General features: G+C 49.5%; 32 protein-coding genes. 14 read left to right on the top strand and 18 right to left on the bottom strand.

The window, feature by feature from the left end; all coding sequences use genetic code 11:
* Positions 1 to 56: 56 nt before the first annotated feature.
* The gene (locus tag NP77_RS21710) at positions 57 to 851 is read left to right on the top strand and encodes a YoaK family protein (RefSeq protein WP_008924487.1); all 795 of its coding nucleotides are present in this window, start codon (positions 57 to 59) and stop codon (positions 849 to 851) included.
* 39 nt (positions 852 to 890) lie between these two features.
* Here NP77_RS21710 and NP77_RS21705 read toward each other — a convergent pair whose 3' ends face one another.
* On the bottom strand, positions 891 to 1,616 hold the full coding sequence (locus NP77_RS21705) for an SDR family oxidoreductase (RefSeq protein WP_039661722.1): 726 nt from the start codon (positions 1,614 to 1,616) through the stop codon (positions 891 to 893).
* Positions 1,617 to 1,715: 99 nt separating this feature from the next.
* Here NP77_RS21705 and NP77_RS21700 point away from each other — a divergent pair, with 99 nt between their 5' ends.
* Complete coding sequence (locus NP77_RS21700; protein WP_008924489.1) at positions 1,716 to 2,600, top strand: LysR family transcriptional regulator; 885 nt, start codon at positions 1,716 to 1,718, stop codon at positions 2,598 to 2,600.
* A gap of 19 nt (positions 2,601 to 2,619) precedes the next feature.
* Here the strand turns inward: NP77_RS21700 and NP77_RS21695 are convergent, their stop codons facing one another.
* Positions 2,620 to 3,018, bottom strand: coding sequence for a cupin domain-containing protein (locus NP77_RS21695; protein WP_008924490.1), 399 nt, complete (start codon positions 3,016 to 3,018; stop codon positions 2,620 to 2,622).
* Between the two features lie 115 nt (positions 3,019 to 3,133).
* Positions 3,134 to 4,150, bottom strand: a complete 1,017-nt coding sequence (locus NP77_RS21690) for a LacI family DNA-binding transcriptional regulator (protein WP_008924491.1) — start codon at positions 4,148 to 4,150, stop codon at positions 3,134 to 3,136.
* 403 nt (positions 4,151 to 4,553) lie between these two features.
* On the opposite strand from NP77_RS21690, the gene NP77_RS21685 reads away from it, so the two are divergent.
* A complete protein-coding gene (locus NP77_RS21685; RefSeq protein WP_003848268.1) occupies positions 4,554 to 4,748 on the top strand; it encodes a hypothetical protein in 195 nt (64 codons plus the stop codon).
* 472 nt (positions 4,749 to 5,220) lie between these two features.
* Here the strand turns inward: NP77_RS21685 and NP77_RS21680 are convergent, their stop codons facing one another.
* The 4 genes from NP77_RS21680 to NP77_RS21665 all read right to left on the bottom strand — a co-directional run bounded on the left by NP77_RS21680 (position 5,221) and on the right by NP77_RS21665 (position 6,909).
* Positions 5,221 to 5,475 carry a biofilm/acid-resistance regulator YmgB/AriR gene (locus tag NP77_RS21680; protein WP_003848273.1) on the bottom strand — a complete coding sequence of 85 codons (255 nt, stop codon included), beginning with the start codon at positions 5,473 to 5,475 and terminating at the stop codon, positions 5,221 to 5,223.
* A gap of 160 nt (positions 5,476 to 5,635) precedes the next feature.
* Positions 5,636 to 5,929, bottom strand: a complete 294-nt coding sequence (locus tag NP77_RS21675; protein ID WP_039661719.1) for a hypothetical protein — start codon at positions 5,927 to 5,929, stop codon at positions 5,636 to 5,638.
* A 195-nt stretch (positions 5,930 to 6,124) separates the two neighbouring features.
* Positions 6,125 to 6,370, bottom strand: coding sequence for a regulatory protein YcgZ (gene ycgZ / locus NP77_RS21670; protein ID WP_003848277.1), 246 nt, complete (start codon positions 6,368 to 6,370; stop codon positions 6,125 to 6,127).
* A gap of 245 nt (positions 6,371 to 6,615) precedes the next feature.
* Complete coding sequence (locus tag NP77_RS21665) at positions 6,616 to 6,909, bottom strand: hypothetical protein (RefSeq protein ID WP_003848278.1); 294 nt, start codon at positions 6,907 to 6,909, stop codon at positions 6,616 to 6,618.
* A 444-nt stretch (positions 6,910 to 7,353) separates the two neighbouring features.
* On the opposite strand from NP77_RS21665, the gene NP77_RS21660 reads away from it, so the two are divergent.
* From NP77_RS21660 to NP77_RS21645, 4 genes are read left to right on the top strand one after another with little or no spacing between them, the layout of a single operon-like run.
* Positions 7,354 to 8,268 carry a metal ABC transporter substrate-binding protein gene (locus NP77_RS21660; protein WP_039661716.1) on the top strand — a complete coding sequence of 305 codons (915 nt, stop codon included), beginning with the start codon at positions 7,354 to 7,356 and terminating at the stop codon, positions 8,266 to 8,268.
* On the top strand, positions 8,265 to 9,080 hold the full coding sequence (locus tag NP77_RS21655; protein ID WP_008924494.1) for a manganese/iron ABC transporter ATP-binding protein: 816 nt from the start codon (positions 8,265 to 8,267) through the stop codon (positions 9,078 to 9,080). Before NP77_RS21660 ends, NP77_RS21655 begins: the two co-directional genes overlap by 4 nt.
* 2 nt (positions 9,081 to 9,082) lie before the next feature.
* Positions 9,083 to 9,943, top strand: a complete 861-nt coding sequence (gene sitC, locus NP77_RS21650; RefSeq protein WP_008924495.1) for an iron/manganese ABC transporter permease subunit SitC — start codon at positions 9,083 to 9,085, stop codon at positions 9,941 to 9,943.
* The gene (locus tag NP77_RS21645) at positions 9,943 to 10,794 is read left to right on the top strand and encodes a metal ABC transporter permease (protein WP_003854336.1); all 852 of its coding nucleotides are present in this window, start codon (positions 9,943 to 9,945) and stop codon (positions 10,792 to 10,794) included. Before sitC ends, NP77_RS21645 begins: the two co-directional genes overlap by 1 nt.
* A 210-nt stretch (positions 10,795 to 11,004) precedes the next feature.
* Here NP77_RS21645 and NP77_RS21640 read toward each other — a convergent pair whose 3' ends face one another.
* The 3 genes from NP77_RS21640 to NP77_RS21630 are packed head-to-tail and all read right to left on the bottom strand — an operon-like array spanning position 11,005 to position 12,710.
* Entirely contained in the window at positions 11,005 to 11,832 is an 828-nt protein-coding gene (locus NP77_RS21640; protein ID WP_039661714.1) for an MBL fold metallo-hydrolase, read from the bottom strand.
* 13 nt (positions 11,833 to 11,845) lie between these two features.
* A complete protein-coding gene (locus tag NP77_RS21635; protein WP_039661712.1) occupies positions 11,846 to 12,172 on the bottom strand; it encodes a hypothetical protein in 327 nt (108 codons plus the stop codon).
* A gap of 4 nt (positions 12,173 to 12,176) precedes the next feature.
* A complete protein-coding gene (locus NP77_RS21630) occupies positions 12,177 to 12,710 on the bottom strand; it encodes a hypothetical protein (protein WP_003854331.1) in 534 nt (177 codons plus the stop codon).
* Between the two features lie 152 nt (positions 12,711 to 12,862).
* Between NP77_RS21630 and NP77_RS21625 the strand changes: the two genes are divergently transcribed.
* Complete coding sequence (locus NP77_RS21625) at positions 12,863 to 13,771, top strand: LysR substrate-binding domain-containing protein (RefSeq protein ID WP_003854328.1); 909 nt, start codon at positions 12,863 to 12,865, stop codon at positions 13,769 to 13,771.
* Positions 13,772 to 14,065: 294 nt separating this feature from the next.
* On the opposite strand, the gene NP77_RS21620 is transcribed toward NP77_RS21625, so the two are convergent.
* Positions 14,066 to 14,554: a DinB family protein gene (locus tag NP77_RS21620; RefSeq protein WP_003854327.1), complete on the bottom strand. Its 489-nt coding sequence runs from the start codon at positions 14,552 to 14,554 to the stop codon at positions 14,066 to 14,068.
* Positions 14,555 to 14,810: 256 nt separating this feature from the next.
* On the opposite strand from NP77_RS21620, the gene NP77_RS21615 reads away from it, so the two are divergent.
* Together NP77_RS21615 and NP77_RS21610 are read left to right on the top strand one after the other, a co-directional pair.
* Positions 14,811 to 15,725 (top strand): alpha/beta hydrolase, encoded by a 915-nt coding sequence (locus NP77_RS21615; RefSeq protein WP_003854325.1) that lies wholly within the window; start codon positions 14,811 to 14,813, stop codon positions 15,723 to 15,725.
* Positions 15,726 to 16,096: 371 nt separating this feature from the next.
* Positions 16,097 to 16,678, top strand: coding sequence for a DUF6886 family protein (locus tag NP77_RS21610; protein WP_033763136.1), 582 nt, complete (start codon positions 16,097 to 16,099; stop codon positions 16,676 to 16,678).
* Positions 16,679 to 16,887: 209 nt separating this feature from the next.
* On the opposite strand, the gene NP77_RS21605 is transcribed toward NP77_RS21610, so the two are convergent.
* Both NP77_RS21605 and NP77_RS21600 read right to left on the bottom strand, forming a co-directional pair.
* Entirely contained in the window at positions 16,888 to 17,184 is a 297-nt protein-coding gene (locus NP77_RS21605) for a hypothetical protein (protein WP_039661708.1), read from the bottom strand.
* Between the two features lie 401 nt (positions 17,185 to 17,585).
* Positions 17,586 to 18,491 carry a LysR family transcriptional regulator gene (locus tag NP77_RS21600; protein ID WP_003854318.1) on the bottom strand — a complete coding sequence of 302 codons (906 nt, stop codon included), beginning with the start codon at positions 18,489 to 18,491 and terminating at the stop codon, positions 17,586 to 17,588.
* Positions 18,492 to 18,589: 98 nt separating this feature from the next.
* On the opposite strand from NP77_RS21600, the gene NP77_RS21595 reads away from it, so the two are divergent.
* On the top strand, positions 18,590 to 19,114 hold the full coding sequence (locus NP77_RS21595; protein ID WP_003854316.1) for a GNAT family N-acetyltransferase: 525 nt from the start codon (positions 18,590 to 18,592) through the stop codon (positions 19,112 to 19,114).
* Entirely contained in the window at positions 19,114 to 19,377 is a 264-nt protein-coding gene (locus NP77_RS21590) for a hypothetical protein (protein ID WP_003854315.1), read from the top strand. Before NP77_RS21595 ends, NP77_RS21590 begins: the two co-directional genes overlap by 1 nt.
* A gap of 273 nt (positions 19,378 to 19,650) precedes the next feature.
* Here NP77_RS21590 and NP77_RS21585 read toward each other — a convergent pair whose 3' ends face one another.
* Positions 19,651 to 20,505 carry a LysR family transcriptional regulator gene (locus NP77_RS21585; protein WP_039661705.1) on the bottom strand — a complete coding sequence of 285 codons (855 nt, stop codon included), beginning with the start codon at positions 20,503 to 20,505 and terminating at the stop codon, positions 19,651 to 19,653.
* Here NP77_RS21585 and NP77_RS21580 point away from each other — a divergent pair.
* Complete coding sequence (locus NP77_RS21580; RefSeq protein WP_003854311.1) at positions 20,505 to 21,521, top strand: DMT family transporter; 1,017 nt, start codon at positions 20,505 to 20,507, stop codon at positions 21,519 to 21,521. The genes NP77_RS21585 and NP77_RS21580 overlap by 1 nt on opposite strands.
* Positions 21,522 to 21,828: 307 nt before the next feature.
* Here NP77_RS21580 and NP77_RS21575 read toward each other — a convergent pair whose 3' ends face one another.
* On the bottom strand, positions 21,829 to 22,155 hold the full coding sequence (locus tag NP77_RS21575) for a helix-turn-helix domain-containing protein (protein WP_039661702.1): 327 nt from the start codon (positions 22,153 to 22,155) through the stop codon (positions 21,829 to 21,831).
* A 93-nt stretch (positions 22,156 to 22,248) separates the two neighbouring features.
* Here NP77_RS21575 and NP77_RS21570 point away from each other — a divergent pair, with 93 nt between their 5' ends.
* Positions 22,249 to 22,998, top strand: coding sequence for an SDR family NAD(P)-dependent oxidoreductase (locus tag NP77_RS21570; protein WP_039661699.1), 750 nt, complete (start codon positions 22,249 to 22,251; stop codon positions 22,996 to 22,998).
* A gap of 270 nt (positions 22,999 to 23,268) precedes the next feature.
* Here the strand turns inward: NP77_RS21570 and NP77_RS21565 are convergent, their stop codons facing one another.
* The 3 genes from NP77_RS21565 to NP77_RS21555 all read right to left on the bottom strand — a co-directional run bounded on the left by NP77_RS21565 (position 23,269) and on the right by NP77_RS21555 (position 26,031).
* Positions 23,269 to 23,568 carry a DUF3892 domain-containing protein gene (locus NP77_RS21565; protein ID WP_039661696.1) on the bottom strand — a complete coding sequence of 100 codons (300 nt, stop codon included), beginning with the start codon at positions 23,566 to 23,568 and terminating at the stop codon, positions 23,269 to 23,271.
* Between the two features lie 449 nt (positions 23,569 to 24,017).
* Positions 24,018 to 24,899, bottom strand: a complete 882-nt coding sequence (locus NP77_RS21560) for an arginase family protein (RefSeq protein ID WP_039661694.1) — start codon at positions 24,897 to 24,899, stop codon at positions 24,018 to 24,020.
* Positions 24,900 to 24,936: 37 nt separating this feature from the next.
* Positions 24,937 to 26,031 (bottom strand): NADH:flavin oxidoreductase, encoded by a 1,095-nt coding sequence (locus NP77_RS21555; RefSeq protein WP_039661692.1) that lies wholly within the window; start codon positions 26,029 to 26,031, stop codon positions 24,937 to 24,939.
* Positions 26,032 to 26,097: the final 66 nt, after the last annotated feature.

The following is a 26,097-nucleotide window of genomic DNA, read 5'->3' as shown; positions in this document are numbered from 1 at the left end:
TGGCTTATTTCTTCAGAGTTATCTGGTTCTGACGGGAATAATTTTTATCAGGTTGTATGCTTGAAACCGTATTAGAACGTTTTTTGCATTCACCTGATGTGGGGAAGCCTGTGCTGATAAAAAAGAAGAAAGTTCGTTCGCATACCGAAGACCGCTTACTGGCGCTGGTGCTGGCCACCACTGCCGGTATCCTTAATGCCATGGCGCTGGGCGCCTTTGGATTTTTCCCGTCACATATGACTGGCAACACCTCGCAGATCTCCCAGGAGGTAACGACCAGCGACCTGCACACCATGCTATTTTTAATGGCACTGATTGTGGCCTTTGTGCTGGGCTGTACCGTCGCCCGGCTGGCAGTGGTGGTAGGTATCAGACATAAATTACGCACCATTTTCTGTTTGATTATTCTGGCGGAAGGGGCAGCACTGACAGCGGCATCGTTCTTTGAGATCGTGTTCTACCGGCCAAGTTTTAACGGGGAAGTGCTGGTGATGCTGGGCTTTTTAATGGGGATTCATAATGCCACCTCGACGCAGCTTTCCAATGGCCGCGTCAGATCGACTCACATTACCGGCACGCTGACTGATGCCGGTATTGCACTGGGTTCCTGGATTTTTGCTCATACGTCACATGCGGTGCATCTCGAAACCGACGACCGTCGATTCTTCCAGAAGGTGCTGCATACCCATCTGACGACGGTGTTCTCCTTCCTGAGCGGTTGTATCGCCGGTCTGCTGCTGTTCAAAGCTTATGGCTTTAATGCAATGGTGGGTCTGGGGATCTTTCTGATGCTGGTGGCCTTAACGGCGATCGCCGTTACTGTCCAGCGTACCCGTCGAAGCCTTTACTGATAATACGGCCCGATGCACTCTGCGCATCGGGCCAATGGCTTAATGCTGGGTTCGGGTTGGCCGCACCACAATTTCATTCACATCTACCTCTTCAGGCTGCTCAATGGCATAGCGCACGGCGCGACCAATGGCGTCCGGCTGCAACGCGATAGCGCGATAGTGTCGCATCGCCTCAGCGGCTTCTGGATCGGTAATCGTTGATGCCAGCTCACTCTCGACCACGCCGGGATGAACACAGGTCACCCGCAGCTGGCTGTTCTCCTGCCGTAAACCATCGGAAATCGCCCGTACCGCAAACTTAGTGGCGCAGTAGACCGCCGCAGTGGGTGACACCGCCAGAGCACCAATTGAAGCGATATTGATGATGTGACCCCGCTGTTGGGTCAACATGGTCGGCAGCACCGCCGCGATGCCATACAGCACCCCTTTGATGTTCACATCGATCATCTGATCCCACTCTTCCACCTTCAGCGCCGCAATCGGTGAGAGAGGCATAATACCGGCGTTATTGATCATCACATCAATGCGGCCCCATTTCTCCAGTGCATAATCAACAAACTGCGTAACGTCTTCACGGCGTGTCACATCAAGCGCTTTGATCGCCACCTCAGCACCATTGAACCTTAGCTCTTCAGCCAGCGCGGCCAGACGGTTTTCTCGTCGTGCACCCAGCAACAGAATCGCATTCGTTTTCGCCAGTTCTCGTGCGATGCCGGCACCGATACCGCTTGAAGCGCCGGTAATTAAAATCACTTTCTGAGTCATCGTATTTCTCCAGTAAGGTTGTCACTGGCGATCATACGGTGGCTGGATTATAAAGATAATCCACCAAACACTTCACACTCTGGTAACGCAATCTAACCTATGAATGCCGATAAAAATGCTCTCGAAGTCTTTGTGATTGTGGCGCAGACCCGAAATTTTCGACTCGCAGCAGAAAAGCTTGGCGTCACGCGTCCGGCAATCAGTCAGAGTCTGCGACGGCTGGAAGACAGGCTTAATATTACGCTGATGCAACGCACCACGCGTTCGGTTCAGCTGACCGAAGCTGGCCAACGGCTCTATGCCGAGGTGGCTCCGGCGATCAACCAGCTTAACCGTGCCGTCACTGATCTCACCGAACTGGCCACGGAGCCGCGCGGTCAGCTTCGGCTGGCGATCTCATCAATTGCGGAGCGGATGCTGGGAGGAGAGCTGCTGGCGAGCTTTATCACCGCTTACCCGCAGGTTGAGCTGGATATCACCGTTACTGATGAGGAGTTCGATATTGTCGGGCAGGGCTATGACGCGGGTGTACGGCTGGGGGAGGTGATTGCTCAGGATATGATTGCCGTGCCTGTCTCCACCGCACAACGTCAGGTTGCGGTGGCATCACCCACTTATCTCGCGCGTGAAGGCACACCACAACACCCCGAGGAACTGGTCAATCATCGCTGCATAGGCTGGCGAAAAGGCCCAGGATTAGCCCCTTATCGTTGGGAGTTCGCTGAGCAGGGGTGTAATTTTGATGTTGCCGTCAATCCGCAGCTCACCACCAACGACATGGGGGTGATGATTCGCACCGCCTGCGCCGGAGGCGGCATCAGCTTTGGCATGGAAGAGACTTTCCAGCCTTACATCGCGCGTGGCGAACTCATTACTATCCTGGATGAATGGTTGCCCGGTTTTGCCGGGTTCTATCTTTATTTCCCCAGCCGCAAAAATCTGGCCCCCAAGATGAGGGCGCTAATCGATCACGTCAGGCTCTGAACAGGGTGAGCGGCTATGTTTAGTCGCGCTGGTATTGCTGGTCGCTGACCTGCTCCAGCCAGTCAACCGGCGAGCCATTCAGTGACTCGGCGATAGCAATATGCGTCATGGCATTGACCGGCGTTGCGCCATGCCAGTGCTTCACATTTTCCGGGATCCAGACGATATCTCCGGCGTTCATCACCTGAATATCTTCACCTTCACACTGAATCCAGCCTTGTCCATGCGTGATAATCAGGGTCTGCCCCAGTGGATGAGTATGCCATGCAGTGCGGGCGCCCGGCTCAAAGGTCACCGTCGCACCGCCCACACGGGCCGGTTCGGTTGCCTGGAAAGGGGCATCAATACGAACGCTGCCGGTAAAATATTCTGCAGGTCCTTTCCGTGAAGGCTGCGATCCGTTGGCAATAATTTTCATAACTGACTCCTGCTATTAAGGGAAAGCTTAAGTGTAACCGCCTGGCCGGTGCCTGATTACCCTGTTCAGCACGTATGTGGCTATAAGCAGACGTTATTAATAGCCAGAGCAGATGTCAGGTTGTCATGTTATATCGGGTGATAATATTGATTTTTGAGTAGGGTGCAGGCGGTTCGGTTTCGGGTATAAAGCCATGAAAGGCCAGCAGGGTTCGGAAGGCGTGCAGCGCATCGAGCTGTAAATTATGCTCAATCAGCGCATCAATTTTACCTGCCTGAAGCAGGTCGCAATTTTCCTGATCGAGATCGTGACCGATAAACGCATTTACAGGGCGCTTCTGTTCTTCAAACGCGCGCAGTATGCCGGGATTGCCGCCGCCCACGGTGTAAACGGCATCCGCGTCCGCATGGCTCCGCAAAAACGCCGTTACTGACTGATGCATCCTGTCATCAATACCATACCCGCCAGCCAGCACGCTCACCTGATGCTGAGGCGCAAACTGTTGCATCGCTCGCTGAAAACCCAGAATTCTTTCCTGTTCACCAATGAAATCGTGACTACCGGTCACTGCCACGATATGCGAGCGACTGACTCGCAACCATTTTGACATCAGAAAAGCTGCCACCTTGCCAGCATCAAAGTTGTCCATGCCGATGTAACGCAGACGCGCGCTGTCGGGTAAGTCACTCATCATGGTGACTACCGGAATACGCTGCTTCAGCATCAATTCAATAGTGGGATTAAGCTCGCCAGAGCAGGCCGCTTTCAGAATGACACCGTGGCTGTAAAGCGCTTTTTTATTTAGCAGCGCGTTAATCGCTTGTGCCGTAAGATTCGCACCAAAGTGGAAGCGCAGCTGAATTTTAAAGGCAGCAAAGCTGGCGATCTGACTGCTGAGCGCTTCTCGTATCAATGGCTGAAAGCGATCAGGCGTATGCATGATCACGTCGAAAAAGAGTGTTCTGCCTTTTGCCAGCCCCGCCTTTTGCATCAACTCCAGGTCCGCTATTGCCTGTTGAATTCGGTGCAGCGTTCGGGCATGAACGTTACCGCGCTGATGGAGAGCACGGTCAAGGGTTGCGAGGCTAAGTCCCGACTGGGCAGCAATCTGTTTCAGGGTAAATTTAGCCATGTGCTACTCGGGATGCCGGCGAATGAAAGTAGTTTTATCACACTGCGGGCTGTTTTCGGATGGTGATTTGACAATCGCAGTTCAGGATATTCCAGACCCTCAAGCCTGCGGCGATTCGAGAGAACATTTTTTATAATCAGATTCTGCCGGGCTTCTGTTTTAGGGATAGGGCGCTTTGGTTAAGGTCAGTCACAGTGAAATTAGATTACGGCGATGATAACCCCATTTTAGCAATTTATAAGTTAAGGGTTACAGCGGGCAAATATAAAGCAAGATAATATCCCGTGAGTGTATAAATAGTAACCTCTTTGCCGCTTCGCTTATATTTTTACAAAAACCACTTTTTTGTTTTTTACCTCCTGCTAGTGATAGACTGTATATGCATACACTGTCGGGAGGTCGTGTGAAGTACGACAACGATAATGAAATCCGTGCGCTGGTTGGCGCGGTAGTTAGTGATTTGATCAAGGCGGGAGAGCCAGTTCATTTTCACGATATTACGGACGCTCTGTTCAGACTGAGCGAAGAAACCCGTGACAGCAGGCTTAAATCACTGTGTCAGGAAGCGATAGCCTTTTTCACCCGCAAGATGCATTGAGGTTGATGGCGCCGGTTTTTGGCGCCATCCCTGACGCCTGTCCTGTTCATTCACCGGCATCGATTCACTTCAGCGAGAATAAGGTGCCCGAAATCCGTTTTCTGATGATTATGGCTGCCCCTGGTTTTGATCTTCAGGATCATATAAAACGCTTTCTCACCTTCTGAAAAATATAAATCAAAAAGGCTATTGAGATTGCTGGCCAGAGAAAATGGCAAGGGTTTAATTACTGAAGCGGTAATCTGCTCTGTTATCGTTATTATTTTCGGAAAGCTTATTTTCGTCAGGAAATAGGTTTAACGGTAATCATTAATATGAAGTTCCTGCAACATCACTGGACGCACTCTTTTTACAGGTCGATTATGGGAAATAAAATCGTGAGAAGGGAGAAGGAGAATGACGCAGGGAAATGAATGAGAATTAGCGGTTCGACAAGCAGTTAACCTGACCTGCGTTACCGCAGGTCAGTGAATCAGAAGCCGGTATCGTCAGGTGTTCGGCCAACAACGATTTCCAGCGTTTTACGCAGCACATCCATTCTGACCACATCGGAGGTGCATTCAAGTTCAGCAATCAAATAAAGGATAATCGCTTTATTCGTTACGCGCCCCTGGTCGGCCACAATGTCACGAATGACACCGCCCAGCAGTTCTGTTTCAGGAGCAAGTAAATCGCCTTCGCTACGAAAATAATCAATGATGGTTGAATCTGATGAAGAGTGTTGCATGATTTTTCATTCTCTGAAGAAAATTAGTCAGAAGCAATGTGAATAGTCAAAACGAGTGTAGACGCTGTTTTCGTTTTGCCCAACCAGCCGTAAAACATTTCTTTTTCAGGCTGCCGCTTCGGTTAAACTAGCCGCGTAATTCAGGTATCTAACCCTTCAATCAGTGTTTTTTCGAACCATCGGGCGGGCCATCGCTGTTCATGCGATGTGACTTATTATCACGCTCAGCGCTGTCACCCTTAACGCGTTTGCGCGCAGCAACCATGCCATTACGGACTTCAGTGATGGCTTTACGAATAACGGTTACTTTTTCACTGTCATCAGCATCCGCAGCCATGAGTTCAAGCTGTTCTATCAGGGCATTACTGGATACCGATTTGTCTGACTTGAGCAATGTCAGGACGGCTTCACCTATCATGACATCTGTCAGTTTCTCATCTTCACTTCTGTACATACTGGCTTCTCTGATTGCGAATCAATGGCCATGCTGCGGGTCCGTATCTCTCTGCAGGTGCGAAGAGATGCACCTGATACGGGAAAGCAGTACTGGGCTTTTTAACTAGGGTAAACCATCCTGGCGGCGTGACTAAATCGGGCATCCTGAAAAACTGTAATGACTATCACTGGCGACTATCAATCCGTGTTTGCATTAGCTTTCACGACGGAAAAGCAATGCAATGAGCTCGTGCAGATGACGCTCTTCTTCAGGTGTTGCGGCAAGTTCAAGGCGTCGCAACAGTTTACTGCAAATCGCTTTACGACTCAGGCTATGCCCTGCACGCAGAATTTCCACAACAACTGAGCCCAGCGTCTCCTGTTGCGAAGGGGAGTTAGCCTGATTGAAGTAATGGGCAATATCGCTAATTGCTTCAGGGGCTTGTCCGTTCTGGCGCATGTGGGTGTCCTCAGGTGGTTAAAATGTATCGCTCACAGGTTGTGCAAGTTATACATCTTTAGAATTCTTGTACAGAATTTTGGGTTTTTGAGGTGAGTTTTTTTGTGCAAAAAGTGCTTATTGATTTAAATCAATTAGTTAAGAGAGTGTGTGGTGGGGGGAAATTGTACCAAATACCTGTACGGTTTTCACTGCTAAAGTGCTCCGACCTGTACAGGCAGGTCGGTAAACAGGCGTGGGTAAGGTTAATGCTTCAGGAAAATGTCATCCGCGGAGAGCGGGTCAGCAGGTTCTTTACCAAATGTTGTTGATAACCAGTTCGCGGGGCTGGTGCTGCGGGAACCGATAGTTTTGAACCCCATCAGCCATTGACGCGCATGCTGTATCTGCTCAAGACGATTATCATTCACTTCAGATCCAGCCATCACTTTTAGCTCATTAATCAAAAGTTCAACGTTCACTTCCTGACCGGCATTAAACAGGTTCATTGCAGCTTCGCCAATGATGACATTCGCTTTTTCGTCGCTGGAAAAATACAAAATATCCTCCTGTGTGATTGCGGTAAGTAACATTAACTGTAGCAAAAAAATTCACGAAACTTAATCAATTCTACCTATCAATAATATTATTTTAATCGTTGAGGGTTGCATGTGTCATGCCTGTGCAATTCGCTAATACACCTGCCTCTGTTAAATGCGCAGGGTGATTGCTTTTATCCTGACACGTTAATCGCTTCTGCATTTATTTTTGCTGGCGTGAAAAAGAAGAGAGTCGCCAGATAAATTCACTGTGCACGCGTTCATGAAATAAAAAAATTATTGTATATCAATAAAATAAAGCAACTTCTTACAGAAATTGACATCCAGGCTTCACAACTGAAGAAACTTCACATCCACGCGCTACCTCAACGGTATAGCCTGTGCTATAAAGAATAGCCTATGCTAATTATGCTCTTTTCTTAATCAACTCTGGAGACCGCTCTGATGACGACAGTAAAACCAATAGCCACCTTGTTACTGAGTGCTCTGCTGACTCTGGTGACGGCTGCCAGTTGTAATGCAGCAGAAAAATTTAAGGTTGTGACAACGTTTACGGTCATTGCTGACATGGCGAAAAACGTGGCGGGCGAGGCTGCTGAAGTCACTTCCATTACTAAACCGGGTGCTGAGATACATGAATATCAGCCTACGCCCGGCGATATTAAGCGTGCCCAGGGTGCGCAGCTCATCATGGCAAATGGGCTGAATCTCGAACGCTGGTTTCAGCGCTTCTACCAGCATCTGGATGGTGTTCCGGAAGTCGTGGTCTCTGCTGGTGTAGAACCAATGGGAATTAGCGAGGGGCCCTACAACGGAAAACCAAATCCTCACGCGTGGATGTCCCCGGACAATGCACTGATCTATGTCGATAACATTCGCGACGCACTGATGAAATATGACCCCGCTAATGGGGATATCTATCGTCAGAACGCAGCAGCCTATAAGCAAAAAATCACCGCAGCGCTGGATCCATTACGGCAACAGATTGCCGGGATTCCAGCGGATAAGCGCTGGATGGTCACCAGCGAAGGCGCTTTTTCCTATCTGGCACGTGATCTGGGTATGAAAGAACTCTATCTCTGGCCTGTTAATGCTGACCAGCAAGGCACGCCGCAACAGGTAAGAAACGTCATTGATCAGGTGAAAAAAAATGCAATTCCGGCGGTGTTCAGCGAAAGCACGGTATCGGATAAGCCCGCCCGACAGGTCGCCAGGGAAACCGGTGCGTATTACGGTGGCGTGCTCTACGTTGACTCACTGAGCACCGCTCAGGGACCGGTGCCGACTTATCTTGATCTGCTTAGCGTCACCACAGAGACACTGGTCAAGGGCATTAAAGCGGGGGAGAGAGCAAAATGACCGATACCATCGTGGTTTCTGATGTCACCGTGACCTATCGTAACGGTCACACCGCATTGCATGGCGCCAGTTTCCGCGTACCCGGCGGATCGATTGCGGCATTGGTAGGCGTGAATGGCTCAGGTAAGTCAACGTTGTTTAAAGCGCTGATGGGTTTTGTCCGGCTTGCCAGCGGCAGCATCTCGGTGCTGGGTATGCCGACGCGCCAGGCACTGCGCAAAAGTCTTGTAGCCTATGTGCCACAGTCGGAAGACGTGGATTGGTCTTTTCCGGTGCTGGTTGAGGATGTCGTCATGATGGGGCGCTACGGTCATATGGGCCTGCTACGCCGGCCTAAACCGCACGACCAGCAGATTGTCAGCGAGGCGCTGGCGCGGGTCGATATGCTTGACTACCGCCATCGTCAGATCGGTGAGCTTTCTGGCGGGCAAAAGAAAAGGGTATTCCTGGCACGCGCCATTGCCCAGCAGGGCAGCGTTATCCTGCTGGATGAGCCGTTTACCGGCGTGGACGTTCAGACAGAGGCCAGAATCATCAGTCTGCTGGGTGAGTTGCGCGATGAAGGCAAGACCATGCTGGTTTCCACACATAATCTGGGGTCCGTTACCGAGTTCTGCGATTACACCGTCATGGTTAAAGGCACTGTTCTGGCCAGCGGCCCGACCCGGACCACCTTTACTGCCGCAAACCTTGAGCGCGCATTCAGCGGCGTACTGCGTCATGTCATGGTGAAAGGGCTGGACGATCAGATCATCACTGATGACGAACGGCCTTTTATTGCGCCTCGCACGACACGTGAAGATGGGAACTGACCATGGAACTGCTACTGGAGCCTTTTGGCTATCACTACATGCTCAACGCGATGTGGGTCTCCGCTATGGTTGGCGGACTCTGCGCATTTCTCTCCTGCTACCTCATGCTGAAAGGCTGGTCGCTGATTGGTGATGCCCTTTCTCACTCTATCGTGCCGGGTGTTGCAGGCGCTTACATGCTGGGGCTGCCGTTTGCGCTGGGGGCATTTCTCTCAGGTGGTCTGGCGGCGGGCAGCATGCTGCTGCTTAATCAGCGCACCCGATTAAAAGAAGATGCGATCATCGGTCTCATCTTCTCTTCATTCTTTGGTCTCGGGCTGTTTATGGTGTCGCTCAATCCGACAGCCGTGAACATTCAGACAATTGTGCTGGGCAATATTCTGGCGATTGCGCCCGCGGATATCCTTCAGCTGGCGCTGATTGGCGGACTGTCGATCATCATACTGCTGTTTAAGTGGAAAGACCTGATGGTCACCTTTTTTGATGAAAATCACGCACGCGCCATCGGATTACGGCCTGAACGCCTGAAAGTTCTGTTTTTTACGCTGCTGGCAGTCTCAACCGTGGCGGCGCTGCAAACGGTCGGCGCGTTCCTGGTGATCTGTCTGGTGGTAACACCGGGCGCAACGGCGTGGCTGCTCACCGATCGCTTTCCGCGTCTGCTGATGATTGCCGTCGCGATTGGCAGCATCACCAGTTTCCTCGGTGCATGGGTGAGTTACTACTTAGATGGCGCAACGGGCGGCATCATTGTGGTGGCGCAGACGTTGCTGTTCCTGCTGGCGTTTGTGTTTGCGCCGAAACATGGCTTGCTGGCTAACCGGCGTCGCAGCTGCCAGCAACCTGATGAGGAGCCTGGCTGATGTGGATTTTAGAACCTTTCCAGTTCGCTTTTATGAACAGTGCGTTACTCATCGCGCTGGTGGTAGCCATCCCCTGTTCGTTGCTGTCAGTATTTCTGGTGCTGAAAGGCTGGGCGTTGATGGGCGATGCCATGAGCCATGCGGTGTTTCCCGGCATTGTGCTCGCCTGGATGGTGGGGCTGCCGCTGGGGGTGGGCGCGTTCGTCGCGGGTCTCTTCTGCGCTGTCGCCAGCGGTTTTTTGCAGGACAACAGCCGTATCAAACAGGATACGGTGCTGGGCATCGTCTTCTCTGGCATGTTCGCTGTGGGGCTAATCCTGTATATCGCCGTGAAACCTGAAGTGCATCTCGATCACATTCTGTTTGGGGACATGCTGGGCATTACTGGCGCGGATATTTTTCAGACATTTGTTATCGCAGCGGTCATCGTAATGGTGATTGCGGTGAAGTGGCGTGACTTCATGTTGTTCAGCTTCGACCCGCAGCAGGCTCAGGTCTCTGGCTTACCGGCGCGCTGGCTGCATTACGGGCTGCTCTGCATGGTTTCATTGACCATTGTGGCGACGCTGAAAGCGGTGGGGATTATCCTGTCAATTTCTCTGCTGATAGCACCTGGCGCTATTGCGGTGCTTCTCACCCGTCGTTTTTCGCATGCGTTACTGGTGGCGGTCGTGGTTTCGGTGTTGGTGTCGCTGAGTGGGGTTTACCTCTCGTTCTTTATCGACAGCGCCCCAGCGCCAACGATCGTTGTGTTGTTTGCGCTGGTGTTTGTTGTGGCGATGGTGGTAGCGGGGCGAAAATCCCGGCAGCTGGCACGTCTTACACTTCGCGAAGGCGGCCGGGCTGGGTAAGATGCTGACCACGAAGAAAGGAGTAAGGCACTGATTTGAGTGCAGGCTTCCCGTTCTCATCAGGCTAAAATCTATCTGAAGTGACTTTATGTGAATAAGGTCACTTTTTATTTTGGAGAAACTTTTGGGGGCGACCTACCCTGTGCCAGAAGCGGACATTGATGATATTGAACGGTCTTAAACATGGGTGTGCTCCTCAGGCATATCTGCTTATTCATCTGAATAGAAGATGCGGTATGTACTCCCATCCCTGTGAACACGGGCAAATCCTGCCTGATTTAAATGCATGCCTGCAATGAGCAGTTTCTCGCTGACCGCTTGTTCCATTATTTTTTTACGTGTCTCCCCGGCCTGAGCAGGATCGACGTCGAATAAAATTGAAACAGCCGGTTGTGCTGACTGAATATGCGGGTAGTGGACAATATCACCCCATATTAATAATCTCTCATTCCCGGAATCGATGCGAAAACCGGTATGCCCAGGCGTGTGGCCTGGTAAAAATACTGGAAGAATCTCTTCGGCTATTTTCCCACCGTTGAAAAAGCGGATGTTTGGGGCATAAACATTTAAGGTTTGCCGTACCAGCAAAAAATTACGCTGCCCGCGCTCATTCGCCATTTCGCGTTTTTTATCATCCCGCCAGTACTGCGCTTCGAGAGGGTGCAGAATAATTTCAGCGCATTTAAAAACCGGCTCTTTTTCAGCATCGAGCAGGCCTCCAATATGATCCGGATGGCAGTGCGTTAATAAAACGGTATCCACGTCATCAGGGCGGACGCCCAATGCAGCAAGATTTGCCATAAGGTGTCCCGGCGCGCCGGGGCCAGCATCAACCAGCATCACCCGTCCACGGCCGCGAATAAGGTAACAGTTAATATGGATATCACCGGGTTTATCGATTCCGGCACGGTACTGAATAGCGTCCGCATCAGCGTTTTCAATACCTGATAGCAGCTCCAGACTGGCATTTATCGTGCCGTCACTTAGCGCGGTTATCTGAAAATCGCCAACCTGGCGGAACGGAAAAGGATTGATCATCACGACCTCGGGGTCAGTTGCGGGCGAAAAGGTGTTCTGCTTGTGAGCCAAAGCAGCGTATTCGGGCCGTCAGACCAGAGGTGTGTTGGGTGACAACATCCAGTTCTCGCATAAAATTCTCCATCACTTCAGGGGTTCTCAATGTTGTCAGCCGATAAAAGAGCTCGGCGTACACCGGCTGCCCACAGCCCGGTTTTACAACAATAAAAATGATATGCACATTTTCGCGGTCTGCGCCGAGGATGTCACAGCAGAGGGCGCTGCATGCGTCGGTAAAATCGCAGAGATTTTTGAACCGGTCAGCGTGGTTTTCAGAAAAATAAAAAGTCAGATTAGGCATGATGTTATCGCATCCCTTTTTCAGTGCTCTGCAATTGCGGAATAAGGGACTCGTAGAGGTACACTCCGGGCATATCCATGAAGGGCGAAGCAATTTCATAAGGCAGGGCATAGATAACGCGATGTAAAGGTGATTTATCCAGCGCCACCGCATCCATTTCAAGTCCGTGATAGCCCAGCTCGGTCTCCAGGACGTCAATTGTCTTAGTGCTGATAAGCAGAATCTCATCGGCAGAGAGCCCTGGGATCAGGCCTTCGCCGGCATACAGGTTACGATGCCAGTCAGTAATGAAGGCCTGCCAGCGGGAGAAATTACCGCCTCCTTTTAAACGGTACTCCTCACTGCTGAGCACCTCCGCATCATTGACGGTGTGAATAGCAAGATAAGCAGGGCAGCCAGATTTGAGAGCACGAAAACGTTGAGAGGTAGTAAAGCCAGTAACAGAGATTAATGCGGGTAACTTTTGTTGGCTGTAAAACGCATTCCAGTCAGCCTCGCTTTCAGCATCGTTATATGAACACTCTACGGTATAGAACATCAGCCCATCTCCACATGAGTTATCAACGCAAGCAAACAGGTTTGCTCAATGATTTTTCATCATGCTACAAGCTGGTTTAATCGCTTAAAATCGATAATATGTCATGTGTCAGTGATATTTAGTCACTAAAGGCAAGAGCAAAGAGCTTTTATATGCGCAGAAAAATACCCAGTAGTGCGTCGCTTCAGGCTTTTGATGCTGCAGCGCGACACGGAAACTTTGCCCGGGCGTCAGAAGAGTTATCCTTAACAGAAGGGGCGATTAGCCGTCAGATTGCGCGCCTGGAAGCGTTGCTGAACTGTAAACTGTTTGACCGTGTGGGAAGCCGGGTAAAACTTAATCCGGTCGGCGCGCGCTACGCGCATCACGTGCGTGAAATCCTTGAGCGCCTTGAAAGAGATACGCAATACATATTGGGCCTGCCACAAGGCAGTCAAAGCCTTGATATCGCCGTCCTGCCGACCTTTGCCAGCCGCTGGCTTATTCCCCGTTTGAACAGCTTCAACGCATTGTTTCCGGCAATAACGTTAAATATTGCCGCCAGAACGGATCCTTTTATTTTGCCTGGCAGTGGTTATGATGCGGTGATTCATTTTGAGCATTCCGCGTGGGCAGGTATGCGTGTGCAATTTCTGTTTCAGGAAAATCTGCTGCCTGTCTGCCATCCTGCTTTGTTAACTGATGATGACGTCAATCAGCAATTAAATAAACTTCCGCGCATTCATCGGCGGCAGAATCCTGATGCATGGCATCGCTATGCGCAGGAGAGTGGAATAGAGCTTGATAACCCGGCGCAGGGGGCGCGGTACGATCTGCATGAAATGGCCATCGCGGCCGTAATGGCGGGGCAGGGAGTCGCATTAGTTCCTCGTATGTATATTGAGAATGAATTAAGTTGCGGCACACTTGTTTCACCGTGGCCTGCATCAGATAGCCTGAGCAAAAGATTCTGTTTAATAAAACCCACGGACACGCATATAAGTGAGCCAGCTCTAAACAGTTTTGAGCGCTGGTTGCTGGCTGAAATGAATACGCACACAAGTAACACAAAAATTTGGTGATGTCCGCTTCCCGCTCAGTTTGGATCTCCGGTCTCAGCGAAGACGTTATGTGAGTACCAGATCAACGATCTAATAATCAACATTTGCTGTGGGACGGCGATTCGCACAGGCAGTGTGGGTATAAAGTCTGTGCTGTTGAACAGATTGTATGCTGGCAATTCCGCCATAATGTTGAGAAAACTCTAAGCATTGTTTCTAACGTCTTTACCCAAAAATTATTGTTATTAAGGCTGGCTTCCTGCCAAAGCGGCCATCGAAATCGCCAGATCGTTAAAGAGCTGAAGAAAATATCTGTCAGTGATTATGATCTCTCAGGAAAACTGTCAGCACATCTTTTGGCGGAGTACCCTTGCACTCAGAAATTAACCAGCCCACCGCCCCGCGATGGTAAGAACCATGAAAGAGCATGTGATTTATCATATCTGCAGCAGTCATTTCTCCTTCACTACCATCGACAAAGCTGAACTTAATTGTTTCTTTTAAATCGGCAGGAGACATCGAACTTACGCGCTGGATATACCAGTTTATACAGTCGTTCATTTTAACTTCAAGTTCATCTGCTGAGGGTGTTTCAGGGGTGTTGAGGGCAGTGTAGCCATGCTTATGCCCCGAAATATTTGCTCTAAAGATCATATCAACCACATAAATATGGTTCATCAGTCTAAGCATCAGATGACGCTTTTCTGCATAGGCAGATTCACTGATGCCTTTAATCACCTTTAGCGTTTCAGCATCAATCCAGCGTTTAAATTTTAAGAGTGTAACCAGCGAAGTGTTGTCCATGAGTTTTTCCGTGATTTTCCTGTTCCGATAGCATATCAATTATGCACGTAATGTAGCCGAGCCTCTGATTCTAAGGCATACGTATAAACAATGCTCGCTCCTCGCAGACGTCAGTCCGCAGAAATGCTCCATGAGTCTCAGTAGGGGAGCGTCAAAGAACGCTTATGATAAAAGCTTTCCCTCACATACAGTACAATGTGCATGCTTGATGTTAGAACTTCACAGGCAGTGAATCTTGTTAATAAGGAATTCAAACGTGATTGATTTCACCCGTTTTATCGAGCGCTTTGAACAGCTCAATGCTCAGTTACTTCCTCCTGCTAAAGTCATCGAAAGACAACTCAATGGGTTGTATATAAGGAGATATGAGCCAAAAACGATCGTGGATGAGGTTCTCATCGTATATCACGGTGGTGGTGTTAACTCTGATGCTGGTTACGACATTCTTGCAAGACAGTTGAGCTCCGCTCTACCCGTCTGTGTTTATCTCATTGATCTCCGTGGGCACGGTCGCTCAACGGGAATCCGAGGGGATGCTTCAAGCCCTGAGCAAATCTGGCAGGATGTTGATAAAGTCATCGATTATGCTCGCGCTTCTTTTAGCGATGCCAGGGTTCATTTGCTTGGTCATTCCAGTGGCGGTGGCATGCTGATCAACTACTTTACGCAATATTCTCTATCGCGGAAAGTTGAAAGCCTGATTTTGCTAGCCCCAGCGTTAGGCCCTTTTTTACCCCCGAATCTGAACCGGGATTCTTCCATTCCCTTTGCATCGATAAACCGTTGGAGCTTCATAATCAATGCAATGAGTGGGGGTTTTCTTTGTGGTCATTCTACGGGAGTAAGGCTTAAATTTCCCTGTGAGGTGATCAATTCGAGGCCGGACTTCGTTCAGACTTATAGCGTTAATATGGCTAATGCCCTTACCCCTCGTAATCCAGCAAGGCAACTCAAAGCGATTTCGATTCCACTAACAATCATGCTTGCTGAGCATGACGAACTGTTTGATGTAAGCAGAATGGATGAGTTTTTCAGGAGCTGCGGCAATCCGCATTTAACCAGGCGAATTGTTGAGGGCAGCACACATCTCGAGTGTATTTTTGAGTTAACAGATATCCTGAGAGAACACTTCAGACGGCTGTCTTCAATGACGGATTACAAACATGAGTAGTTATCTTTTAAAGGGCAGAATTGCCTGATCGTCATGAGGCTAACTCATGTTTTTCCTCGTCTCGGATAACTATAATCGTCTCTCCTGACTCCTTGAAATTTTTATATGACAATCTCCTGACGTGCTGCTCATTCTCATCTGACCAGCCCCCATCCAGGGTGACTTTATGTACAGAGGGGCATTTTTTTTACAAACCTCATTTTGCATCAGCAGTTATGTGCCAGAAATGGACGCTTCACGCATCCAGTTTCAAAGATGATCAATATCTGCCTGCCTGAAAAATTAATTTAAGAAATCATTCATAAAGACGAAACTTTATTTATTCAATATTAGTAGTTTGGCGTGCTCGATTCATTTTAAACGGAGTCTTAATGCGTCTTTTTCATTTCAGTGATAATTCTGATATTACTATATTTAAACCTCGCCAGTTAAGGGTTCATGTTGATCGACCTGCCGGGCAGGAGTGGTTAAACGGCTCACTGATATGGGCTACGGATGAAGCGCATGAATTACTTTATCTTTTCCCTCGTGAGTGCCCACGTATCATTTACTGGCCACGACCTGACACAAACAGAGTGGACATTGAAAAATGGATGGGCAGTGACTCCCAGGCCACGGCGATTGCTTGTATTGAACATGCATGGCTATCACGTTTTCAAAGCGGGAAAATTTACAGATATGAATTGCCAGTAGATGGCTTTGAACCAACAGGAGAGGTCGGTATGTGGGTATCTCAAAATAATGTTATCCCAACTGACTTGAAAGCGTTTTCCAACCTTGATACTGAACTTGCATTGCGCAATATAACGCTTCGGGTAATGGAAAGGCTAACGCCACTCAAAAGCGTATGGCTGACATCACTTCACGCCAGTGGGATAAGATTGAGAAACGCACAAGACTGGGGCAAGCCTGGCTGGACGCATTCCAGGCCGGGTCGCCAGATTTTTGTATAAACGTGTTACCGACAGGTAAGGCCCTTACATCGGTGATGCCTGATCATCGTTAATAGCAGACCTTAGCCTGACGTCAGTCCGCTTGATACCGTAAGCGGACCGGTAAAATGCTTTGTATCTGAGCCACGCCTTAAGGGCTGGTTGGTGGCTGCGTATTAATTTAAATGACTGAGACCGGAACACTCGTGCTGGTTCAGAACGTTACGAAGTCAGAAAAGCGATTCTTTAATGCTGATTTCATCCACGCGAAGGATTGAAGACATATCAAAGCCGTCCATGTCAGACATGAACTCCTTGCTGGTCATATATTTCTGATTTAAGGCTTCTATTTCGGCCCCTTCCTGATACGTCACTGTTGCAATGACCTGACATTCTTTCCCCAGATAAACATGATTGACATATATACCAAAGGCCGGAAGAGAGACCATGTGCTGGGGCCAGTGTCTGTGAAAATAAATTTCTGCTGACTGTCTGTCTTTGAGTGTATAGATTCTGACCTGCTTCATGATATCCGTCCCGCTGTGAGAGTTTCATTTAGAGGAAAGCCAAAGCATACCAACTCTGTTACTGAGTAATTAGCAAAAGACTGCATTTAGCCCTTAACCGACATTGTTCCCGCACGTGATGCAAACGCCATTCTTCGTTACATATCGAATGTCACTACTTACTTTCTAACAGACCCAGGCCATAAGACCCGAAACGCCGCTTCTGGCGGTTCGGCGAAGTTAAGCTGTCTGCCAGTTAGCGTAATCAGGCCAACGTCCCGGTATGCCGGAGAGCTTAAGGTGGCGGGAGATCTATTCTGACCGCCGCGGTGTGCCGGAAGAGGCCACCGGTGGCTTAAGCTGCAGGGATATTGTCTGGAGCAAACCAGCCGCCGCTGCCAGACAACTTTATCCGGAAATACTTAGCTGATTTCATCTTTTGCAAAACCAGCCTGTAGTCTTTTCAGTATGACACTCATGCCCCTGCTGACAATCCGATCCTCTCGCATTACTGTCCCCAGAGTTCGATGAAGCGAGGGCGTCACAGAGTAAAGACTCAGACCCTGCCTTTCATCAATATTTGCAACAGACATACGGGGAACGATGCTGTAGCCCAGACCGGAACGTACCATCTTTTTAATGGCCTCAATACTGCCAAGCTCCATCATGGGGCTGACAGTTAGCCCGGCATTATGAAACCATTCGTCGATCAAGGCGCGTGTCCCGCTCCCAGGTTCAAAAACAATCAGCGGCAGTGACAAAAGGGCATCGGGAGACAGCGGTTTCACGCTCTGATCTGGTGCATCCTTTTCCATGATCACAACAAACTCATCAGTGCCTAGCGGGCTTACTCTCAGGCATTTGCCGTTAGCTGGAAGTGTTACAAGCCCAATATCTATACGATTCTCCTCCACGCTCCGGACAATATCGGAAGTATTGCCCGTGCGGACGTCTACTTTTAGCAGAGGATGTGCCTGTCGCAGCTGCTGCAGTACGGGAGGCAGAAGATGAATACAGGCCGTTGCCCCCATGCCGACAGTAACGGTGCCGGTTATGTCGTCTGAGTGCAGAGACACTGACTCAATGGCTGTATTGATTACTGAATCAATTTTTATACAGTGCTCAGAAAAAGTCAGCCCCGCTGGAGTGGGTCTTATTCCCCGGCTGGTTCGCTCAATCAGGCGGACCTGGAGTGTCTGCTCCAGCTGTCTTATCTGCAGGCTGACAGCAGGTTGTGAGAGTCCGAGAGCGTCTGCTGCGCCAGAGAAACTGCCCCGGCTGATGACCATCCTGAAAGTCGTAAGGTGATCCAGGTTCAGGTTTGCCATGTCAAAGTTTTCCTTATACCGCTGATAAGTCCCGCAGTCTGACTGAAATTATTTACCCGGGTTAGTCTTTGTTTCTCAGAAGAAAAAGAGCCTTACCGATGGAAATAACAGAAGCAGATAAAAAACATATTCCTGCTATCCAGCAGATTTATGCTTACCACGTATTACAGGGCACCGCTACTTTTGAAACCGAACCGCCGGATGCAGCTGAAATAGCAGCCCGACTGGAAAAGGTGCGTTCAGCAGGACTGCCCTGGTTTGTGGCGGTTGAGGACGGACAGGTCCGGGGGTATTGCTACCTCTCCTTTTACAGGGAACGTCGCGCCTACCGTTTTACCCTGGAAGATTCCGTCTATATGGATGTCAATTATCAGGGACGAGGCACCGGCAAAATGTTGTTATCCCATGCGATAGCCTGGGCAGAAGCCCGTGGCTTTCGCCAGCTCGTAGCCGTGGTGGGAAATAGCGAAAACAGGGGCTCTCTTGCTCTGCATAGTGCTGCAGGCTTCAGCATCACCGGCACACTCCGGTCGGTAGGATTTAAGCATGGGCGCTGGCTCGATACGGTCATTCTGCAGCGCGCGCTCGGACAGGGCGACGCAACGCTTGCGGAGAGCAATTGATGACAGACGGACATCTGACCGGGCGCAATATTTTCTGCGTTGGTATGGCACAGCTTATCAACTGGGGAATTACGTTCTACATGCCCGGCGTTTTCGGAACCGCCATCTTGGCAGAGACGGGCTGGTCTCCGGTGGTGACTTTCTCTGGCCTTACCGTTGCCATGCTGGTCATGGGGCTGGTTTCGCCGCTGACAGGTTATGTCATGGCTCGGACCGGCGGACGATTAATGATGATGGCAGGGACTGTTGCTGAAAGTTTCTGATGCAGCCTGCGAAATTGATGTTCTGGAGGTATCTGCGTCAATTAAAGTCTGACTTGCGAGGGCTGCAACTGCAGCCTTATTTCAGGAGCGGACATTACTTATGTATAAAATCCAACATAACAGAGCATTTTTATGTTACAGGGACATATCAGCGATATTTGCCAAAGACTAATCGATAACTGGAGAAAAGAAACAGGAGTGCTTTTTACAAGGAAATCTTTCACACAGTAATGATGAGATAAGAACATCTGATTGCATCATGTTATTAGCCATTTAAAGCCGGAATGATTGATGAAGCGCTTTTGAAAGCAGATCTACAGCTTCGTCCCCATATGATTGGGCGCTTCGTATGAACACGATATTATGGTCAGGAATAGTAGGCATATTCTCAAGAATAACCATGTGGCCTGATACCTTTCCCCGATCCATTAAACTTACGGCCAGTCCTGCTTCGACACATGCCTGGACCGCCTTACTTGAATGGCTCTCCAGCACGATGCGCGAACGTCGACCTGAAGCTTTGAGCGAGGCGGTAATAGCCTTACGATAAATACATGGCGCTGCGTAGACAGCCAGAGGCAAGGGGGTTTCAAGCGCCACAGTATTGTTCAGAGGACCTACCCAGACGGGCGTGGTTGACATTAACAACTGCGCATTGGGACTGGTTTTTTCTTTAGGCTGGACGACCACTGCCGCATCCAGTTTTCCTCGATCTATCCACTCTTCAAGCTCGTTACTGGGCCCCATTTTCAACTCCATTACAACGTTCGGCCACGCCGCACTAAATGGAGGAAGTATCTCCCGGATAACCTGAGCAGCATACTCATCAGGCATGCCAAGGATGATTCGCCCGGTAAGATTCGCCCCATGAAGGTCAGCCAGTATCTGATCGTGCGAGCGCAGGAGCTCTGCTGTTGAGCGCAGAAGCTTTTTCCCTAGTGCAGTCAGCATTACGGACTGATTATCGCGTTGCAGTAACTGCCCACCTGCAACGGCCTCCAGACGCTGAATGTGAATGCTCACTGCCGCAGGACTCTTATGGAGGAGTTTAGCTGCAGCGCTGAATTTTCCTGTTCGTACGACAGCATGAAAAGTGCGAAGTAGCTCGATAGAAAGCGTTGTGGTCAATGTTTACCTTCTTTAAACCAGTTGTACATATCATTTTGATTTACCAGATTACACCCATCTATTACCTTTTTGGAATGAGCAAACTAAATCAATTTCAAAGAAAAAAGTCGTTAAGCCTTAACTGGCTTTATACCATTCCTCTGCCGCTGCTTGAGGTAGCTTTACTGTTTTCCTGGAGTTCAGGCTTCATCGGCGCACGCTTTTCGATTAATTACGCCCCAGCATTACTGGTCGTGTTCTGGCGCTATGTTTTGTTAACGCTGCTCCTCTTACCCTTCGTGTTCCGACCCCTGTTAAAAATACCTTCCAGAGTACTAATGATAAATGCCGGAATCGGCCTGCTGGCCATGGTCGGATACATGATCGGTGTGACCCAGGGGATTGCATTAGGTGTCCCGGCGGGACTCGCAGCCCTGTGTGCTGACCTGCTTCCGCTGGGAATGGCGCTGCTGGCGACAGCATTTTTGGGGGAACGGTTAGCCACCCGGGTCTGGCTTGGGCTTCTCACGGGACTGCTCGGCGTGATATGGGTGACCCGTAACGTGCTCACTTTTGGCAACGCCCCACTCTGGGCTTATGGTTTGCCGGTAGCGGGTATGCTGTCGCTTGCAGTAGCAACGCTTTGGCAGAAACGCAGTAATGATTCACAGTCAATGGATCTCTTGCCCAATCTCTGGCTCCAGTGTTTCGTCGCGGTAATTGCCTTTGCTGTAATTGGCGGCATTAACGGCGACCTGGCACCAATCCCCACATTGGGATTCACGCTCAGCGTCTTATGGACGGCGACTCTGCCAACTTTTGGTGGCTACGGTCTCTACTGGATTTGTCTACGCCGGAGCTCAGCAACCCGTGTTACCACCGTGCTGTACCTCAGTCCACCTGTCACAATGATCTGGGCATGGGCTATGTTCAATGAGCCCCTTTCCTGGCAGATGGCTTTCGGTATGGCGATTTCTTCTGTCGGGATCTGGATGGTCATACGTGGTGAGGCAGCAGATAAAAATCCTCCCTCATGAGCACCCATTTTAATCCGATTTGCTAATTAGCCGGGAGTCACTCTTTGCGGGGTCATGAGAACATGGATCTGTGACCTGCTTTCCAAAGATTTATACATCGCGATATCTGCAATGTCCGATTCTCGCTCATAGCGGACCTCAGCTCAGTTAGCTTGTCCGCTTTGTGCCAGATGCGTATATCTATCAACGGGGAGCAGGTCAATCTTGCTGTTAAAATCAGCAATCACCTCATCCCTATCGATTGCCATTCTCTCCATTGAATATTATCTGGTTTCAGACACGCACCCTATGCCTGTCAGGCATCCCTTTACTGCTGTTCTTCAGCCTGGTGGCGAAAGCGGTTAGCGTTTCCCCATTCGCAAAGAGGTTGTAACGCCTGCGCCAGCGAACGACCAAACTCAGTGATGCTGTATTCAACCTTAGGCGGCACCTCCTGGAAATCATGTCTTACCAGAATGCCGTCCTCTGTTAAATTTTTGAGTTGCTGGATCAGCACTTTTTCACTGATACCTTCAACGAGTCGTTTGAGTTCTCCAAAACGACGCGGACCAAACTGAAGATGGAATAACATAATGGGTTTCCATTTACCGCCAATATAACGAAAGGCCACATCAAGGCCGCAGATCGGCTCCATAACTTTTTCCTTATACATACCTTTAGGTAGGTACTGTTACATAAGAAGGTATAGCGTTACTATCTTTTTTTACTTCGCAATTGGGACAAAAACATGGGCAAACTGACAGGAAAAGTTGTGGTTATTACTGGCGCTAACAGTGGCATCGGACTGGCATCGGCGAAGCGTTTTGCCGCGGAGGGCGCGCAGCTCTTTATGACGGGACGTCGTGCAGCCGAACTCGAACAAGCTGTTCTGGAAGTGGGCCATAATGCGGTGGGGATACCCAGCGACATCTCTAAAATGCAGGATCTTGAGGCATTTTTTCAGGAAGTTCAGCGGCAGGCCGGGCATATTGACGTACTTTTCGCCAACGCTGGCGGCGGAGATTTCGCCGCTTTGGCGGATGTTACTGAAGCGCATTATTACCGAATTTTTGACACCAATGTTAAAGGCACACTTTTTACCGTACAGAAAGCGCTGCCTTTACTGAAAGAGGGAGCTTCAGTCATACTGACCGGTTCTACCAGTGCCACGACCGGCGTGCCGGCATTTAGCGTTTACAGCGCCAGCAAAGCTGCCGTGCGCAATTTTGCACGGGCATGGATCCTTGAGCTGGCACCGAAAAAGATTCGGGTTAATATTCTGGTGCCAGGCGCAACCTCGACTCCAGGCTGGCATGGTCTTTCACCTGACGAGACATTCAACAGTGAAATGATCCGTGCGGTTGAATCCACCACGCCGCTGGGCCGGCTGGCTGACCCCGCAGAAGTGGCCGCTGCGGCACTGTTCCTGGCATCGAATGACAGCAGTTTCGTTAACGGAAGCGAACTGTTTGTTGACGGTGGCTCAGCGCAAATCTAGTGATTATCTACGCTTAATAAGGCTTTACAGAGGTTCGGTTTCTCCGGGCTTCTGTATCTAAAAGAATATCAGACCCTCTGTGGTGCTCAGCTTCTGATACACCTTCTTTTAGCAAGGTCCGTTCTTCGCTCATAGCGGACGTTCATCTGACTCCATCCGCTTTGTGCCAGGAGCGGACGTTGCATTAATTATTGATTTGCATGTTAAAAGTGTGAACAAAAAAACCGCCTTTGTAAGGCGGTTTCAAACTTGGTTGCTCTGTATATCAGATTAAAATCTGGGTAAGTTCCCCAAGTTATCTAGTTCAGTTTTGTTTGGGTCAGTCGTAATATACCCACTGTCCATAACTTCAACGACAGCGCCGATATCCCATTTCTTAGTGGATTGGTTCCAAGTTACGGTTCTAAAGGTAATTTTACCGGAACTGATCAACTCACTAACAAACTTTCTTGAGTTCACAGAACCTTCACGATCAAGTGATTTATTATCAATATTTTTATGGGTTTTTACCCACTCGATATGCTGCCCTTTACTATCCATACGGATTGCTGAAATGTAGAAGTCTGTCATTTTTATTTTCTCCAGAGGACGACTGCGATATGCAATCGCTACAAATCATATCAGGTCATAAGATCTTAATTTCAAGGCAGAGTTAGGAAATTTGATTCCCTATCCTGATCAGCAAAGGAGCTAGAACTTTCCACTTAGTAGGCCAGTCTTGGGCAAGGTGATTTGGCATCGTTCCAGAAAATCGCAGGTGCAAAAGCAGAATTGTCACTCTCTGGACACATCAACCGCAACCTCTTCTGATCGCTAAATAATGACCGATTGTTACAGCATGACCGTAACAACAACGTCGGCTCCTCGCTCATAGCAGACATATGTCTTGCGTTAGTCCACTTTGTGCCAGAAGCGGACATCACTGGTAATGAGAGTTAAGGTTCTTTTGATCCTGATGTTTAGTGTCAGCAGCTCGCCCATCCTGAAGTTGAACATGATGAAAACATCAGTCCTGGGACTTACTCATTCATAATAGGGAGTTTTTTAAGAAACTCTTTTAGATTCCAGGCATCCCACGGCAGATGTTCGGTAATACCTATAATCACAATTTCTGTTTCAGCAGAGACATCACGGATGATCTTAAGCGTCTGAGCAAGATTTAGTTTTCCTACCGGGTACACCGCCTGCCAGTCAAACTCAGGTTCAGGCTCCGCAAACAGCAGCGAACGGAAAACGTCCGGATTGAGGACGTCCAGGTCCAGATGCACGGCAAGTTTGTGGATGTTCTGTTCTTTTATCCAGCGGGTGATCCTGCCACTGCTTTCATAAAGCTCTTCCGGTCGGGCTACCTGCAGACCCAGCTCGCTGATAACGGCCATTTCCTGTTCTGTCAGCCCCTCTTTAATCAGGCCGGCATACATGACGCGTGAGGGTTCTACCGGGGTCTGTACTTTAGAAGCAAACTCCGGATCACCGCCGCCCAAAAGATTGCCCAGTACCATAGTATGGCCGTTTGTAAAATCGCGCGGAGTCTTCACATCAGGGTGTGAATCAATCCACAGTACACCCATCTCGCCATTGTGTTTGTGGTTCATCCAGGCAAAAGGGGCCTGGTCCACAAGGCAGTCACCGCCAAATACCACGATATGATCTGGATCTTCTTTTTCCAGTACCGCCCAGGCCTCATCATGCTGGCTGAGTAACTGCCGGCGATAAAGAAGCCCATCTTCAGGCTCAGGTGAGTCCGGGTTGAATTCCGGTACGTTGATAGTGTACAAAGGGGAGCATGTTTCCGGGGAAAGCCAGTGCAGAAGTCGGGCACCAAACCCGTAAAGCTCCTGATTGCCACCCTGCCACTGCGGAAATAAGATCCTGATCGTTTTTTTCGTGTTATCAGTCATTTTAACTCCTCGGTTTCAGAACTACTGGTGATAACAATTAAAAGCGCTCTTTTTCCTTGATGTCCGCAACCGGAGAGAGAATGTCTTGAGGCAGCTCGTGGAGTGGCAGACCGCCACCGACCCTACGTGGCCAGTCAGAATTGGCTAGCGCAGCTTTACCAATGGAAACAAAGTCAGCCCCCATACCCAGCAGTTTTTCTGCCGTTTCACCGTCATCCAGCCCACCGTTAGCAATGATAATTGTCTCCGGAGCGGCCTCACGGGCAAGCTCAACCAGGCTCTTATCGCCGTTCTCGAATGCAGGGAGCCAGGATTTGTATTCGGTAACATGGATATAGTCCACGCCGGCATCTGCGAGCAGACCAAAAATTGTCCTGGCGCCTTCTTCACCTTCTTTCCATTTATGATGGAAATCGTTCACTTTTCCCTGTGAAATTCTGACGCCCAGAACCTTGTCTGCGCCAATTCTGCGACGCACTGCGCGGATAACTTCCAGCGTAATGGCCAGCCTGTTTTCCAGTGAACCGCCCCATTTATCTGTACGCTGGTTTGTATAGTCTGTCAGGAACTGGTCAAGCAGGTACCCGTTAGCCGCATGGATCTCCACCCCGTCAAATTTTGCGTCACCGACGGCCCGCTCTGCGCTTTCAGCAAAACTGGAGATGACGTCGCTGATCTGCTCTTCACTAAGCGCCTGGGGTGTGCAGTACTCTCCGGAACCATGATAGAACTCAAGCTGCTTACCTTTAGGCTTTACAGCAGAAGGACCGGCAGAGTCCGGCCGATAGATATTTTTCTGAGACAGTGCCCCGGCATGAATAAGCTGAGCTATAACGCATGCACCGTTCTGATGAGCATTTTCGACGATAACTTTCCAGCCTGAGATCTGTTCTTCATTCACAATGCCCGGCTGAAACGCATAGGTCTGTGACCACGCTTGGTCAATATAGATACCTTCACTGATGATGGCACCGAAACCCCCACGGGCAAAGCGGGAGTAATAGTCCTGCATTTTTTCACCCGGCACGCCAGTTTCAGACGCGGAGATACGCGTCATAGGGGCAACCATAATTCGATTACGGAATAGGATACTGTTAATGGATTTGGCTTGATATAAAGATGCGTGATACACGATGACTCTCCGATAACAATTATAATAAAAATAATTATAATCCCGTTATTATGAATGTAATACTGG

This window comes from Pantoea sp. MBLJ3, assembly GCF_000816655.1.
Taxonomy (GTDB): Bacteria; Pseudomonadota; Gammaproteobacteria; order Enterobacterales; family Enterobacteriaceae; genus Pantoea; species Pantoea eucalypti.
Note: the sequence above shows the minus strand (reverse complement) of the source record. Positions and strands in the feature narration are given on the sequence as shown.